The sequence below is a fragment of the Paenibacillus residui genome (genome assembly GCF_042677205.1).
Classification (GTDB): domain Bacteria; phylum Bacillota; class Bacilli; order Paenibacillales; family NBRC-103111; genus Paenibacillus_L; species Paenibacillus_L residui.
In genome coordinates, this window is sequence record NZ_JBHTIU010000039.1 from 309,619 (window position 1) to 325,206 (window position 15,588).

15 protein-coding genes are annotated in these 15,588 nt (G+C 48.7%); 3 read left to right on the forward strand and 12 right to left on the reverse strand.

The genetic code is table 11. The features are described 5' to 3' along the window. Window positions 1-163: 163 nt before the first annotated feature. A complete protein-coding gene (locus tag ACFQ03_RS13450; protein ID WP_150959524.1) occupies window positions 164-1,705 on the reverse strand; it encodes a fumarate hydratase in 1,542 nt (513 codons plus the stop codon). Between the two features lie 499 nt (window positions 1,706-2,204). On the opposite strand from ACFQ03_RS13450, the gene ACFQ03_RS13455 reads away from it, so the two are divergent. The 3 genes from ACFQ03_RS13455 (at window position 2,205) to yfbR (ending at window position 4,792) form a co-directional block, all read left to right on the forward strand. Beyond that, window positions 2,205-2,348 carry a hypothetical protein gene (locus tag ACFQ03_RS13455; protein ID WP_186328137.1) on the forward strand — a complete coding sequence of 48 codons (144 nt, stop codon included), beginning with the start codon at window positions 2,205-2,207 and terminating at the stop codon, window positions 2,346-2,348. 713 nt (window positions 2,349-3,061) lie between these two features. Further along, window positions 3,062-4,153 carry a polysaccharide deacetylase family protein gene (locus ACFQ03_RS13460; protein ID WP_379288671.1) on the forward strand — a complete coding sequence of 364 codons (1,092 nt, stop codon included), beginning with the start codon at window positions 3,062-3,064 and terminating at the stop codon, window positions 4,151-4,153. Window positions 4,154-4,210: 57 nt separating this feature from the next. Continuing rightward, window positions 4,211-4,792 carry a 5'-deoxynucleotidase gene (gene yfbR / locus ACFQ03_RS13465; RefSeq protein WP_379288673.1) on the forward strand — a complete coding sequence of 194 codons (582 nt, stop codon included), beginning with the start codon at window positions 4,211-4,213 and terminating at the stop codon, window positions 4,790-4,792. Window positions 4,793-4,819: 27 nt separating this feature from the next. On the opposite strand, the gene ACFQ03_RS13470 is transcribed toward yfbR, so the two are convergent. The 11 genes from ACFQ03_RS13470 to ACFQ03_RS13520 all read right to left on the reverse strand — a co-directional run. Then, the gene (locus tag ACFQ03_RS13470; protein WP_144932158.1) at window positions 4,820-5,233 is read right to left on the reverse strand and encodes a hypothetical protein; all 414 of its coding nucleotides are present in this window, start codon (window positions 5,231-5,233) and stop codon (window positions 4,820-4,822) included. Between the two features lie 224 nt (window positions 5,234-5,457). Beyond that, a complete protein-coding gene (mdh, locus tag ACFQ03_RS13475) occupies window positions 5,458-6,402 on the reverse strand; it encodes a malate dehydrogenase (RefSeq protein WP_379288676.1) in 945 nt (314 codons plus the stop codon). 100 nt (window positions 6,403-6,502) lie between these two features. Continuing rightward, window positions 6,503-7,801 (reverse strand): NADP-dependent isocitrate dehydrogenase, encoded by a 1,299-nt coding sequence (icd, locus tag ACFQ03_RS13480; RefSeq protein WP_144932162.1) that lies wholly within the window; start codon window positions 7,799-7,801, stop codon window positions 6,503-6,505. A gap of 131 nt (window positions 7,802-7,932) precedes the next feature. Further along, window positions 7,933-9,045 carry a citrate synthase gene (gene citZ / locus ACFQ03_RS13485; protein ID WP_144932164.1) on the reverse strand — a complete coding sequence of 371 codons (1,113 nt, stop codon included), beginning with the start codon at window positions 9,043-9,045 and terminating at the stop codon, window positions 7,933-7,935. A gap of 236 nt (window positions 9,046-9,281) precedes the next feature. Further along, window positions 9,282-9,677: an FxsA family protein gene (locus tag ACFQ03_RS13490; RefSeq protein WP_144932166.1), complete on the reverse strand. Its 396-nt coding sequence runs from the start codon at window positions 9,675-9,677 to the stop codon at window positions 9,282-9,284. A 14-nt stretch (window positions 9,678-9,691) separates the two neighbouring features. Continuing rightward, window positions 9,692-10,156: an acyl-CoA thioesterase gene (locus ACFQ03_RS13495; protein ID WP_144932168.1), complete on the reverse strand. Its 465-nt coding sequence runs from the start codon at window positions 10,154-10,156 to the stop codon at window positions 9,692-9,694. Window positions 10,157-10,375: 219 nt separating this feature from the next. Beyond that, window positions 10,376-12,130, reverse strand: coding sequence for a pyruvate kinase (gene pyk, locus ACFQ03_RS13500; protein WP_379288680.1), 1,755 nt, complete (start codon window positions 12,128-12,130; stop codon window positions 10,376-10,378). Between the two features lie 111 nt (window positions 12,131-12,241). Continuing rightward, window positions 12,242-13,207 carry an acetyl-CoA carboxylase carboxyltransferase subunit alpha gene (locus ACFQ03_RS13505; RefSeq protein ID WP_144932172.1) on the reverse strand — a complete coding sequence of 322 codons (966 nt, stop codon included), beginning with the start codon at window positions 13,205-13,207 and terminating at the stop codon, window positions 12,242-12,244. Next, window positions 13,197-14,066: an acetyl-CoA carboxylase, carboxyltransferase subunit beta gene (gene accD, locus ACFQ03_RS13510; protein WP_379288682.1), complete on the reverse strand. Its 870-nt coding sequence runs from the start codon at window positions 14,064-14,066 to the stop codon at window positions 13,197-13,199. Before accD ends, ACFQ03_RS13505 begins: the two co-directional genes overlap by 11 nt. A 37-nt stretch (window positions 14,067-14,103) precedes the next feature. After that, window positions 14,104-14,292 (reverse strand): glutamate decarboxylase, encoded by a 189-nt coding sequence (locus ACFQ03_RS13515; RefSeq protein ID WP_144932176.1) that lies wholly within the window; start codon window positions 14,290-14,292, stop codon window positions 14,104-14,106. A 1,007-nt stretch (window positions 14,293-15,299) separates the two neighbouring features. Next, window positions 15,300-15,588 (reverse strand): hypothetical protein (locus tag ACFQ03_RS13520; protein WP_379288685.1); only part of this gene is annotated, 289 nt, incomplete at its 5' end.

Sequence of the window (15,588 nt, forward strand, 5' to 3'; positions counted from 1 at the left end):
CGAGCTGCCGCGAAAATCCACCGAACCCGACAAATCCGATTGTTGAGAAATTGTAAAGAAATAAAGTCGGGTGTCCCGCAACTGTAAATAGAATCCGAAAAAAAGTCGGACAGAACGCTCTGCCCGACCACCTTTTTTAAATATAATAAGATTCGAATATCATTTATTTGAAAACCGGCTCCTTGAACTGAGCAAGCTTCTCGAGAGAATCTTTCTCCACGTCGGCATGCAGGCTGTTTCCATGAGAATCCATCGTAACAATGGCAGCGAAGCCTTCCGTCTGCAGGTGCCACATCGCTTCCGGAATACCGAACTCCATGAAGTCTACGCCTTCCACCTTCTTCAGACATTGTGCGTAATATTGCGCCGCCCCGCCGATGGCATTGAGGTAGACGGCTCCATGCTCCTGCAGAGCCTTAAGCGTCTTCGGCCCCATTCCGCCTTTGCCGATTACGGCGCGGATTCCGAATTTCTTCAGAATATCCCCTTGATAAGGCTCTTCCCGAATACTCGTTGTCGGTCCGGCAGCCTTCACATGCCACTCGCCGTTCTCATCCTTCTGCATAACCGGTCCGCAATGGTAAATAACGGATCCGTTCAAATCGACAGGCGAATCATGATCCATCAGATACTTGTGCAAAGCATCGCGGCCGGTATGGATCAGACCGTTAATGACAACGACGTCGCCTACCCGCAGCTCGCGAATTTGTTCCTCGGTGATGGGCGTCTGAAGAACGACCTGACGGCGCTCCCCGCCTTGATCCGCTGCGGCGCTTTCCGCTTCGCCCAAGGTCACATCCACCTTCTCACCGGCCGAGTATTGCCATTCTTTGATCTCGCCCGTAGAGGCATCCAGAATAACCCCTTGACGGCGATAAGCCCAGCAGTTGTAGGCTACGGAAACGAAGAAGCTGGCCGGCAGCCGGTTCATCACTCCAATTTTGCATCCGAGCAGTGTCACTTCGCCGCCGAAGCCCATCGTCCCGATGCCGAGCTTGTTTGCATTCTCCATCACGTACTCTTCTAATTGGCGCAGCTCCTTGACCGGATTCACATCATCCACCCTGCGGAACAGCTGCTGCTTGGCCAGCTCATAGCCGGTCGTGCGGTCGCCGCCGATGCCCACGCCGATAAAGCCCGCGCTGCAGCCCTGTCCTTGCGCCTGATAAACGGCATGCATAATACATTTGCGAATACCGTCCAGATCGCGCCCGGCTTTGCCGACACCTTCCAGCTCAGCAGGAAGGCTGTATTGAATATTTTTATTCTCGCAGCCGCCGCCCTTCAAGATCAGCTTCATCTCGATATCGTCTCTTTCCCATTGCTCGAAATGAATGACCGGCGTTCCCGGCCCGAGATTATCGCCGCTGTTCGCTCCGGTCAGCGAATCAACGGAATTCGGACGCAGCTTGCTGTCCTGAGTCGCCCGCTTCACGGCTTCATAAATTTGCTGCTTCATTACTATCTGATTGGCTCCGACCGGAACGTGGATAATAAAAGTAGGCATCCCCGTATCCTGACAAATAGGGGAAACATTGTACTCCGCCATTTCAATATTATTGGCAATGGTAGACAGAGACAAGGCCGCCCGGGTCCCTTTATCCTCCAGCTCGCGGGCCTTGCGAATCGCTTGACGGACATCCCCCGGCAAGTTAGTTGACGTTTCTACGATTAGTCGGTACACGCTCTCTTGAAAATGCCGCATGTGATTAAGACTCCTCTCCTGTTTTGCAATGAAACTTCACGATAGAACACACGCTTATAATTATATCATATTACGGGAGAGTCGAATGATCATTCTTTCTCACGGATTTTCCTCATTAGAAGAAATTCAGTAATTCCTAATAGGCCCAGTTAGAAAGGATGAGAGCAATCTTACTCCTGTCGAATCGATCAGCTTTAGTTTGCAATGCCTTTGGAAACGTCCCATTTGTCTAGTTGGATTTCAAAGTTGACAAGTGCGAATTTGGCCTATTTTCAAAAATCTAGTCAATCCAATTTGATTTCCTGCTTACCCAAATTTATTTAAAAATTAGAAATAATATGAGAGAGTCAGTTCTATCTATAAACTCTATAGAAAAACAGTTAAGTTGTATTCCATCTGAAAACAGCGTAATAGTGTTCCTCGGCATCATCTGACCTTGACATATATCGAATGTTTGATATAATAAAATGTAATATTTTGGAAATAGGAGGTGAAAAGAATGAAAAAATTAGCTGGGTTATTTGTTATTACTGCATTAGTTTTTAATTTATCTACCGTCTCACCGAATAGCGATGATTACTGTATGGGATTTTTCTCTGAATGTCCATTGCCACCATGCGATAGCTTTTGGCACTGTCCATAAATATCGATAATATAATAATTCCTGCTATTGTTATAGAATCTTAACCATGCAAAAAACATCATCTAGATCCAACGGTTAGTTCCCAAAATATTCATTGTCGTCGATCCCAGAGCGTAGGCGTATAAGGAGATCGGCGACAATTTATCAATTTAGATGGCCTGAGATTAAAACCACCTTTAAATGATATTATTGACTCTCACAAGTTTCACACGATCAAAAGCGAAATGTGGCGCTTGCTCATAAAGACTTTCAGTACTCCCTACAGTAATTCTGAATGCAAATTTTACTCATCACCGCAGTCAAGCTATGCACAACCAAATCGCTCCTTTTCCTCAGATTTCCGTCAAACTTTGCTACATCCCCTCACTTCCTCGTAATAAATATACCTGCGCTTATCAAAACCCAATCGGTAGGTTTCCATTATCCCAACTCACTCTTCCTTTCCATAGTAGCGCTAATTTGCTGCCTGAAGTGCATTAAACATCGTTCACAGGAATTAATCAATGTATCTTTACTAAATTTAATCTTTAATACCGAACCTTTTAATAGGTATAGTTTTTATTATTCATCAATAATGAATCAATCTAAATGCTTATCATTCGATAAAATATTATTGACTTGCTTTTGGCATAGCAAATGTTTATGACAATATAGTATGTTGATAATTAAATTGATATACTGATAAGGTATCTGCCAAAGTAAGGAGAATGGAAATGATTAAATTCTTTGTTCGCAGCTTGTTTGTTACGATTATCGGCTTGACCTTATTGGTCTCTTCTCTATCAGCCTATCAGCCGAATACTATGTACCGCGAACAGGTCGCTGTCATCATGTATCATCACGTCGATGACACCATACAAAGCTCCGGCACGATCACGGTTGATCTTTTTCAGAGGCAATTGACCTATTTACAGCAACAGGGCTACCAATTTATTACACTCGATCAATTCAAACAGTACTTAGCCGGCGGCCCCGTCCCCGACAACGCCGTGCTGGTCACCTTTGACGACGGATATGAGAGCTTCTACAGCAATGCTTATCCTGTATTATCCCAATTGAATATTCCTGCGGTTAATTTCGCCATTACGAAGGACACGTTAAATCCGCAAGCGAGCTATATTCCGGCAATGTCCCAACAGCAAATTGCGGAAATGATCACCGCAGCCCCCGGCAGGATTGAGGTGCAATGTCATACTCATGCCTTGCATGACAAAGTGGATGGCCAGGCGCTGTTAACAGCAAGACTGGATCTGGATAGCGGCAAGCGGGAGAGCGAAGAGGATTACCGGCAGCGGATAATGGCCGACACCAGAACCTGCCGATCGGTACTGGAGCAGGTTAACCCGTCGCCTATCGATTCCTTGGCTTATCCTTTCGGAATCTATGATCGGGATGCGGCAGAGGCGCTGCAATCAGCGGGAATTGAGTATGCATTCACGATCGCACCCGGAATGGCTACACGGCAGACCGACAGGCTCGCGATTCCAAGAATTAATGCGGGGGGCCCGTACATTTCGCCGGCTAAGCTGCACAAATCGATTCAGAACCAGATTCAGGCAGTTCATCATAACTATGACCGTATTCCGCTCAGGGAAATGGTTGAGAACTGGGGCGGTGAAGTAGCTGAGGATAGCGAGGGGCTGATCGTTATTCGTTATGAAGGCAGAGAATGGAAGCTTCGTCCCGGGAGTCGTACCGTTCTTCACCAGAATAACAGCTTAACGATCGGACAACCCGTTCAGGTTATCGAGGGCAAAGCCTATGCCAGGTGGAGCGATATCGAGAAGCTATTGTTTGAGTCATGATGTGCGGGAACGTCTGGCGGATAATCAAGTTGGAAGGGTTGGGGAAAGGAGGGGCTTATGGACTCCCATTTTTTCGCGTATATGTACCGGCTAAGATATATTAAACGATGGAGTCTGATGCGCAATGTCGTAAGCGAGAACGTGGCGGAGCATTCCTTTCATGTGGCGATGCTGACCCATGTGCTCTGTACGATTGCCAACGAGGTTTACGGGCGAAGCTTGCCGGTGGACAAGGCCGTATCCATGGCACTGTTCCATGACGCGGCTGAGGTGTTTACCGGCGATATCCCGACACCAGTCAAGCATCAGAACGAGGACATCTTGTCCAGCTTCCGCGAGATCGAGCGGCACGCTTCCAAGAAGCTGCTGTCCATGATGCCCCCTCAGTTGAAGGATGCTTACCGTCCTTTGCTGGAAGGCGGACAGGATGAAGAACTGCGGGTCATGGTCAAGGCGGCTGACCTGTTGGATGCATATATCAAATGTGTGACGGAGCTGTCTACGGGAAACCGGGAGTTCGCCGTTGCCAAGAAACAGATTGAGCAGTCTATGATAGAGCTTGATCTGCCGGAGGTCCGGTATTTCCTTGAGCATTTGGCACCCAGCTTCGAAAAAACGCTGGACGAGCTGTCCGAATAGGACTGGCTCTCCAGCGTTTTTCTTTCCTTAGAATGGGTAACTCATCAGGATGATCATGACAAGGAAGCTCAGGGCAATCAGCCAGGAAAATGTTTGCACCTCTCCCATTCCCGCTTCGGCCGCAGCCTTGCCGGAGCTGAGAGCCTCCCGAGCCGACTTCAACTTCTTGCCCAACATGCCGGTTAGACCGCCGATAACGACGACGAGCAGAATAACGACGATCATCCAGGCCGTAGAATAACTGGCTTGGGAAATCATGTATCCTCCGGTCAAAAACTGGACGAGCAGCAATATCTGCCCTACCCGGTTTGCCGTATTATAATTGCCAACCGTCTGAGCCAAACCTTCCTCCCCTTTTTTCATCAGAAGAAAAGGAAAGAGCAGATAAAATCCCATCCCAATGGAGCCTAACAGGTGCAGAAATAAAATAAAACTGACCATGAAAGCCCTCCTATTGAATGTTTGAGTTATGTACTCTATCAGTATACTAAATGCCTGTCAGGCTTACAACTTGTCCCAAGGGCGGACTGCACATTTTTTACTTGCCGGACACAATATAGCCAAAGGTTCGTGCTATACGAGGGCATAGGAAATTGTGGCCGGATGAAGCTTAATGGAAAAAAGCTGCCCCGGAGCAGTGAGCCATACCGGAACAGCTTGAATCATCAGTTGCCTTCCACGACTTTAATTACATTGCGTACCGAATCAGCGGATTTGTCAAGCGCCGTTTTCTCTTCGGCAGTTAATTCAAGCTCGAACACTTTCTCGATTCCGTCTCCACCCAGAATCGTCGGAACGCCCATGAACAGATTGTCATAGCCGTATTCCCCCTCAAGGAGGGCAATCGCCGGCAGGATGCGTTTCTTGTCCTTAACGATGGCTTCTGTCATCTGAACAAGGGATGCAGCCGGTGCGTAGTAGGCGCTGCCGTTGCCGAGCAGGTTAACGATTTCTCCGCCGCCGGTACGGGTCCGTTGGACGATCGCTTCGATCCGGTCCGCGGGAATCAGCTTCTCAATCGGAATTCCGCCAACATTGGAATAACGGACCAGCGGAACCATATCGTCACCGTGTCCTCCCAATACGAATCCGCGAACGTCCTCAACCGATACATTAAGCTCCTGTGCAATGAACGTGCAGTAGCGGGCGGTATCCAGAACTCCGGATTGACCGATCACGCGGTTCTTCGGAAAGCCCAATGTCTGATAGGCCACATAAGTCATAGCATCCACCGGGTTGCTTAGAATGATGACGATCGATTCCGGACTGTATTTTTTAACATTCTCACAAACCGATTTCATAATTCCGGCATTGGTATTGACCAAATCATCACGGCTCATGCCGGGCTTGCGGGCAATACCTGCTGTAATGATGACAATGTCGGAATTAGCGGTGTCTTCATAATTGGAAGTACCGATAATGTTGCTGTCGAATCCTTGTACCGGGCTTGCTTCCAACATGTCCAGTGCCTTTCCTTTGGTCGGATTCTCCAGTTGGGGAATATCGAGAAGTACGACGTCGCCCAATTCTTTCTGGGCAAGCATTAATGCAGTAGTAGCTCCAGTGAAACCGGCACCGATAACAGACAGCTTTTTGCGACGGATAGCCATGGATAACAGATCCTTTCACTCAGAGATTTATGTGGAGATTTCATAAATTGGGGAACCCGTTTCTTAAGAAACGGGCTCTAAAAGATTAACTGCGTCTAACTTATCCAAGATGCTTGATAATTTCATCCGCGAACTCGGAGCATTTCACTTCAGTCGCGCCTTCCATCAGGCGGGCAAAGTCATAGGTAACCGTTTTGTTATTAATAGCGGTCTCCATACCTTTGTAAATCAGGTTAGCCGCTTCTTGCCAGCCAAGATGCTCCAGCATCATAACTCCGGACAGAATAACCGATCCCGGATTAACTACGTCTTTATCCGCATACTTAGGCGCCGTACCATGGGTGGCTTCGAAAATAGCATGTCCGGTTACATAGTTAATATTCGCTCCCGGTGCAATTCCGATTCCTCCAACTTGTGCAGCCAAAGCGTCAGACAGATAGTCCCCGTTCAAATTAAGAGTAGCGATGACATCGAAATCGGTCGGACGGGTCAGCACCTGCTGCAGAGCAATATCGGCAATAGCGTCCTTCACGATGATCTTGCCGGCAGCTTCTGCCGCTTTCTGAGCTTCGTTAGCAGCGTCGGTGCCTTTCTCTTCCTTGATGCGATCATACTCGGCCCAAGTGAACACCTTATCACCGAACTCTTGCTCCGCCAGCTCGTAGCCCCAGTTCTTGAAGGCTCCTTCTGTAAACTTCATGATGTTGCCTTTGTGCACCAAAGTAACGCTCTTGCGTCCATGCTGCAGAGCATACTCAATCGCCGCACGGATCAGGCGGGAAGATCCTTCCTTGGAAACAGGCTTGATTCCGATACCGGACGTTTCCGGGAAACGGATTTTGTTAACTCCCATTTCTTTCTGCAGAAACTCGATCACTTTCTTAACTTCCGGTGTGCCTTCCTTATACTCGATTCCGGCATAAATATCTTCCGTATTCTCCCGGAAAATAACCATATCAACAAGATCAGGGCGTTTAACCGGAGAAGGAACTCCATTGAAATAACGTACCGGACGAAGGCAAACATACAAATCCAGCTCCTGACGAAGCGCCACGTTCAAAGAACGAATACCGCCGCCGATCGGAGTAGTCAGAGGACCTTTGATAGCAACGATATATTCACGGATAGCCGTCAAAGTATCGTTAGGGAGCCAGGAATTGAACTTGTTGAATGCTTTCTCCCCTGCATATACTTCATACCATGCGATCTTCTTCTCGCCTTTGTAAGCTTTCTCTACAGCGGCGTCCAGAACACGCTTGGAAGCCCGCCAAATATCGCGTCCCGTGCCATCTCCTTCGATAAAAGGAATGATCGGGTTGTTAGGTACCTGAAGTACGCTGTCTTTAATAGTAATCTTCTCGCCTTCGGTCGGCAGGGAAAATTGTTCGAATTGAGCCATGATTTTATTTCCTCCTCTTTAATGTATTAGCAGAGTAAACCGGTCGAGAACGTACGGATAAACGGGAAGGCGTTTCGGTACGATTCGCACGGCCCGTAAGGTCTGGAGCGCAGATTGCACTCTGTAAATTATTAACGCTGCTCGATCGGTACGTACGGCGTGCCCACCGGGCCTGTATATTCCGCACGAGGACGAATCAGACGATTGTTATCGTATTGTTCCAGAATATGAGCTGTCCAGCCCGATGTCCGGCTAATGGCAAAAATCGGCGTAAACAGATCTCTCGGAATGCCGAGTGAAGTATAAACAGAAGCGGAATAGAAATCGACATTCGGCTTGAGTCCCTTCAAACGGGTAACCATTTCTTCCATCTTGACCGACATATCGTACCACTTCATATTGTTCGTAATTTTGCCCAGTTCCTTGGACATTTTCATCAGATGCTTGGCACGGGGATCTCCATTCTTGTAGACCCTGTGACCAAATCCCATCAGCTTCTCTTTATTCTCCAGCTTGCGGTTAACATAGCTCTCGACATTGTCGATCGAGCCCACTTCTTCAAGCATAGCCATAACCGCCTCGTTGGCCCCCCCGTGAAGAGGTCCCTTCAATGCGCCGATTGCCGAGGTCACCCCGGAATAAATATCGGACAGAGTGGCTACCGTTACGCGGGCAGCGAATGTCGATGCGTTCAACTCGTGATCTGCATGGAGAACAAGGGCTTTATCCAGGGCATTTACCGCTATTGGATCAGGCTGTTCGCCAGTCAGCATATACAAGAAATTCTCTGCAATGGAGGCACCGGATTTCGGGGCGATCGGCTCCTGGCCTTCCCGGATTCTTGCGAAAGCGGCAATCAGAGTAGGCAGCTGTGCCTGCAAGCGAATCGCTTTGCGTACATTCGCTTCTTTACTCATGTCGTTAGCCTCGTTGTCATAGAGCGCAAGGCTCGACACGGCGGACCTTAGAGCAGCCATGGAGTTCGTGTTTTTCGGGTACAGCTTGATTTGCTCAATCACTTCGCTCGGGACGCTGCTGTTAGCACTCAAATCCCTATGTAGCTGATCCAGCTCCGCTTGGTTCGGAAGCTTCCCGTACCAAAGCAAATAGACAACTTCTTCAAAGGTTGCCTTCTCCGCCAAATCGTCGATATTGATCCCGCGGTAGGTCAGCACACCATCAATAATTGAGCTTATTGAGGAAGTAGTTGCGACGATTCCTTCCAGGCCTTTTGTCGCCGTCATCCCTATCTCTCTCCTTTGTTTGCAATAAATATTTTATTTCACAAGTGTTGTACTTCTCTAACTCCTTTTATCATAAAGGATTTTGTCGAAGAAGTGAACAGTGGGGCTATAAAAGTTCATTATCGGTACCATAAACAAATTTTAATACAAGTCAGATACCAATTAAAGTCTTTTTTGATTTCGAGTATAAAAAGCTTGAAATCTTATTATCATCTTACCGGCTCTAATTCTTCCATTTACCTGCGGATGATAAAGGTGAATTTTCCATTCCGGATTTGCTTCTCCAGCCAATAATAGAGCCAGCGCTTGACAACCGGGCGAGTAAATGGAAGCAGAAGGATCAAGCCAATGATATCCGTTATAAAACCGGGGGCAAGAAGAAAAACTCCTCCGACAAAAATGATAATGCCATCGAGTATCGAAGCTGTCGGACTGTAGCCGAGAGACATTTGGTGCTGTGCGTATTCCCACACCTTACGCCCTTCTCTCTTGGCCAGATAAGCTCCGATCAGTCCGGTCAGGACGATCAAAAGAAACGTTTGCCAGCCGCCAATCCATCTTCCGACCGAAAGAATTCCCCAAATTTCCAAAGCGGGAACGACTATCAGCAGAACGATTATCCATCTGAGCATCCGCATCTTCCTTTCTACCGATTTACAGGCAGCCGTTCATATAGCTCGGGAAATTGCCGGTCAAGCCGGACCGGCTTCCATTCCGGATTGACCCAAATATGCTTGGTCATGCCGCTGACCAACAGCTCTCCTTCAGGCTGGTCATCGACATCCGCCTGCCTCCCACTCTCCGCTTCACCCCCCTCTGCTCTGCGGACTTGCGACTCGAATACAATAGAGATGGGGGTCACATCCGCCATACGTGTATAAATCGCTACTTCATCGTCATATCTTGCGGGCTGCTTGAACTTCATGGAAGCTTCAACGAGCGGAAGCAGAAGACGGTTGGCTTCCAACTCACGGTATGTAAAACCCGTCTCTCTTATCATTTCCGTTCGGCCGATTTCAAACCATGTCAAATAGTTTGCATGATAGACAACCCCCATTTGATCCGTTTCCTCATACCGGACACGGATGGAATGAACGTGCCATCGATTCATTGGACCACCTCCTGTAGGAATTGTAACGCTCAAGCAGGTTTATACGCAGCATACGACAGCCGGTTTGAGTCACGGGTAACTTTCATGTTAAGCCCCATCTCCAGACTCATTTACACTATAAGAAAAGACAATCAAAAGTGCATGTCTTCTTATAACGAAGTCAATCTCACCACGAAGCACGGCAAAAACACGCCCTTTCCCAGGCGTGTTTCCATCGACCTATATGACGTTGGCCTTGCCGGAGTAAATGAAGCCCATCTCGGCATAAACGGTTGCTTCCAATCCGTCATGCAGCACTTCAAACGCATTCTCGACTCCTACAATAACCGGGATGCCCAAGCTCAGGCAGACAACAGCGGCATGTGAAGTAATTCCCCCGGTCTCCGTAATCACCGCGGACGCCTTCTCAATCGCAGGCATGTATTCCTTATCGGTCGATACGGCAACCAGAATAGAGCCTTCCGTCATCTTGGCATTCGCTTCTTCAGGAGTGCGGGCGGTTACGATTTGGCCGGTGGAGCATTGCGTTCCCAAACCCTGGCCTTTGGCAATCAGCTGTCCGACATGATGAACCTTAATAAGATTGGTCGTTCCGGACTGTCCAACCGGCAAGCCTGCAGTAATAATCACCAGATCACCAAGCCGGAAAAGACCTTCCTTCATACCGCCTTCAATTCCGAATTCGATCATTTCGTCGGTCGTTTTAGCCTTATGCCCCAGAACCGGAATAACCCCCCATACCAGAGACAGCTTACGCATAGTTTGCTCTGAAGGAGTATAGGCTACGATCGGCGACTTCGGACGGTACTTGGCAACCATTCTGGCTGTATAACCGCTTTCCGTCGGTGTAATAATCGCTTTGGCTTGCAGATCCAGCGCAGAATTGGCCACCGCTTGACTGATAGATTCCGTAACCGTGACTTGTTGGGCTTTACGCTGTCTCTCGAGAATTTCTTTGTGATTTAAGGCCGTTTCCGCTTTTTCGGCTATCCGTGCCATGGTCTCTACCGATTCCACCGGATATTTGCCCGCGGCCGTCTCTCCGGACAGCATAACCGCATCCGATCCATCCAGAATGGCATTGGCGACATCGTTCGCCTCTGCACGTGTAGGGCGCGGATTCCGCTGCATCGAATCCAGCATTTGCGTAGCGGTAATAACCGGCTTGCCTGCCTCGTTACATTTTCGGATCATCATCTTCTGGACCAGCGGCACTTCTTCGGCCGGGATTTCCACCCCAAGGTCCCCACGGGCGACCATCAGACCGTCCGATACCTCCAGAATTTCATCCAGATTCTCTACGCCTTCCCTATTCTCAATCTTGGATATGATTTGAATATGGCTGGCATTATGCTTCTCCAGCAGCTCGCGAATTTCCATCACGTCACTTGCTTTACGAACGAAAGAAGCTGCGATGAAATCTACCCCCTGCTCGATCCCGAACACAATATCGTTGGCGTCCTTCTCGGTAATTCCCGGTAGGGACGTACTCACTCCCGGTACATTGACGCCCTTCTTGCTCTTGATTTGTCCGCCGTTAACAATGACGCACTCGATCTCGGTGCCGCGGATCCCCACTACTTCCAGCCCGACCAACCCATCGTCAATCAGAATGGTGGAGCCGATGGAAACATCGGAAGGCAGATCCTTGTACGTTACGGAGATGCGATGCTTATCCCCCAGAATTTCCTCGGTAGTAAGCACTATACGCTCATTCTGCACGAGTTCAATCGGTTCTTCCGCAAGCTTGCCGATCCGAATCTCCGGCCCTTTCGTATCAAGAAGCAGCGCAACGTTCTTGTTCAACCGCTTTGACACTTCGCGGATATTGCGAATTCTCGCCCCATGCTCCTCGAAATCCCCATGAGAGAAATTAAGACGGGCCACATTCATTCCCGCCTGCATCAATTTGCCAAGCATTTCCGGTGCTTCGCTGGCCGGTCCGATCGTACATACAATTTTAGCTTTACGCATAGTTCTGTTCCTCCTGTAAGTTCAACAATCCTCCGCAGTTAAATACTGCCGCCAAGGATGACTATAAAAGATAGAAATATGGTGTTTATAGGCGCTTCCCATGATTTCCGGTCAGCCATTCTGATACAAGGCTACTTCTCCTATCGAGCGGAATTTGCGATAGCGGTCCTCCCGTAGCTCGTCCGCGGATAATGCGACAAGCTCCTCGAGATGTTTCCAAAGCATTTCTTTGATGTTCCTGGATTGCTCCTCCAGATTGCGATGCGCTCCCCCCTTGGGCTCGGGGATGATTTCATCGATTACTCCAAGTTTCAAAATATCCTGGGCCGTAATTTTCATCGTTTCCGCTGCCTGCAGCGCCTTGGTGCTGTCTTTAAACAGAATGGAAGCGGCACCTTCCGGCGAAATGACCGAATAGATGGCATGCTCAAGCATCAGCACACGGTTACCGACGCCCAGTGCCAATGCTCCCCCGCTGCCGCCTTCTCCGATGACCACACAAATAATAGGCACCTTGAAAGATGCCATTTCTCTCAGATTCCGCGCAATGGCTTCAGCTTGTCCCCGTTCTTCCGCCGCTCCTCCGGGATAAGCACCGCTCGTATCAATGAAGGTTATAATCGGCCGCTTGAACTTGTCGGCCTGCTGCATCAGGCGAAGCGCCTTGCGAAAGCCTTCGGGATGGGGCATGCCGAAATTACGGGCGATGTTATCCTTGGTGTCCTTGCCTTTCTGATGGCCGACCACTGTAACCGGCACACCGTTAAGCTTCGCCAGTCCTCCGACGATGGCCAAATCATCCCGGTACAAACGGTCCCCATGAAGCTCCAGAAAATCGGTAAATACGTTCTGTATGTAATCCAGGGTGGTTGGCCGCATGGGAAAACGGGCAATTTGCAGCTTCTGCTGCACGGAAATTTCGGTGTAGATTTCTTCCTCCAGCCGCGCATATCTTTCTTCCAACCGCATAATTTCTTCGGTGAAATCGATATTCTTGTCGCTGCCAAACCTGCGCAGCTCTTCAATTTTCGCACGCAATTCCGCCAGAGGCTGCTCAAACGGCAAATCACCTGCCATCGGAAGACACCTCCTTCACCGTGTGCATGTCCAAAATTTGCGTCAAAACCGTCCTCAATTCTTTCCGATGAACTACTTTATCCAACTGACCGTGCTGCAGATTGAACTCAGCCGTCTGGAAATTGTCTGGAAGCTTCTGCCGAATCGTCTGTTCAATGACCCTTCTTCCGGCAAAACCGATAATGGCTCCCGGTTCGGCCAACACATAATCGCCGAGCATGGCAAAGCTGGCGCTTACCCCGCCCAAGGTCGGTTCTGTAAGTACGGAGATATAAAGACCGCCTTGCTCGTGAAACTTGCTTAGAGCGGCACTGGTTTTGGCCATTTGCATAAGAGCCAATATGCTCTCCTGCATGCGGGCCCCTCCGGAAGTGGAAAAAATAATCAACGGGTACTTCTTCTGCATGGCCACTTCGATCGCCCGGGTGATCTTCTCTCCAACCACACTGCCAAGCGTTCCGCTGAAAAAATCAAAGCTCATCACACAAATAACGACGGGATAACCCCCGATCGTTCCTTCTCCGGTAATGACCGCATCCTTGCTGCCCGTCTTCTCGATCATCTTTCCGACCTTCTCGGGATACCCCGGGAATTCAAGTGGATCGGCCGAAATCATATCACTGTCAAATTCAAACAGACGTCCGTCATCCAGGGTCATCTGTATCCGTTCCATACCGTTTAAGATAAAATGATAACCGCAGGAAGCGCAGACCTTCAGGTTCTTTTCCAGCTCCGTGCTGAATTGAATCGCACCGCACTTAGGGCATTTATTAGCGATTCCTTCGGGAATTTCCTTTTTTGCCCTTTCAGAAGGAATTGTGGCGTACTTTTTTTTCTTGTAAAAAAAATCCTTTAGCACGTTTACACCTCACCAGGCGTTAATTTCAGCAGGATGATTACCGATGCAGAATGGAATTAAGAACTTCCTGAACTTCCTCCAGTTCTCCTTCCGGAACCAAAATTTCATACTGATTCTTGGTTAAGCTGATGGCCCGAACTTGAACGAGGAACCCTTCTTCCGTCAGCTTCTCCTTTATGCGATCCGCTATTTTGGCCGTCGGAGCGATATAAATAACTGTCCACATGGCCGATAACCTCCCTAACTCCTGCTTCATATAGCCTATACAATGGATTAATGATACCATAACCCGTCTTTTTATAGCAACAAAGACAAGTCGCCCTGGAGCCGATGGAACCGTTATAAATACGCGGGAAAGCGTGAGAAAACATGAAAATGGACAATTATTGGACACAGGTGTGAACGAAATCTTAACTTTCATCCTATGCTCATTCCAAGGTTGCGGCCGGTTTGCCAATCCCCGGAATACTATCGGGCAACTCAATCCCATTCTCCCTTTGGCCAACACCGCCGAAGCAAAGAAATAAAAAGGAATTTTTCAGGTTGTTGAGAAATCGTCTACTTTACTCTAAAGAGATACAAATGCACGACGGATGAATGCGAACGAGTACGTTTTGTACGAAATCATTCATGGTCTTCGAACAGACATGCGAATGCCGCGAATAATCGTACAACTAACAGACATGCTCCGCGAGCTATTTTTCTCAACAGCCTGTATTATTACTTTAAAACGGAGAGAGCTTTCGCGCAGCTTAGTTCTTTTTTACTATACCACGAAAGTCATCCGGCCTACAAAGAAACGTTCGGCCTTCGAAGCGTATTCCGTCCGCACACCAGCAGAGTCGGCGTCTAACCTTCCTCTATTTGATATCTAGGGTTTAAAAGCCTGCAATTCTGCATGCTTTTAGCCGTTGGGTCCCGTGTCCGCAGCAAAGCCTGCTAAAATACATCTTTTTTTCTCGTTCCAAGGGTGATCGGGTGAATTGATGTCGAAATTAATGTATTTTCGCAGGCTTTTCTCCATAAGTGTCTGAATCGCTTATAAATTGATGTATTATCGCAGGAATTTCGTGACCGAAATCATACGAGAAAGAGTCTTTGCCACGGCGAACGACAAAGACCCTTGGAGTGCTTTAATATTAGTATGGATGACTAACCATGTGAAGCCGTCAGCAAAGCTTATTCCTCTAAGGCACTATGGTTCCAATGCGTACCCGGTCAAGCCTTACTTTTTCACTTTACTTTAACCGTTCCTTCGCCTAGGAGCTTTTCAATTTGCTGAAAAAGAAGCGGGGAAGGCTTGACCCGATATCGTTCGCTCAGCATGACCGTTCGCTGTTCGCGCTCGTAGAACAGCACGACCGGCAGCAGCCCCGGCTGCGCCTGCAGCAGGCTCTGCAGCGATTCGAGCGTGTGCGGCGCTTCATGCAGCGGGTCTATCTTGATATAGACCCGCTGCTGCGCCCGCCCGCGCGAATCGGCAGCGCCGCCCGGCGCAGCCGAAGCGGCGCCGACGCCGCGC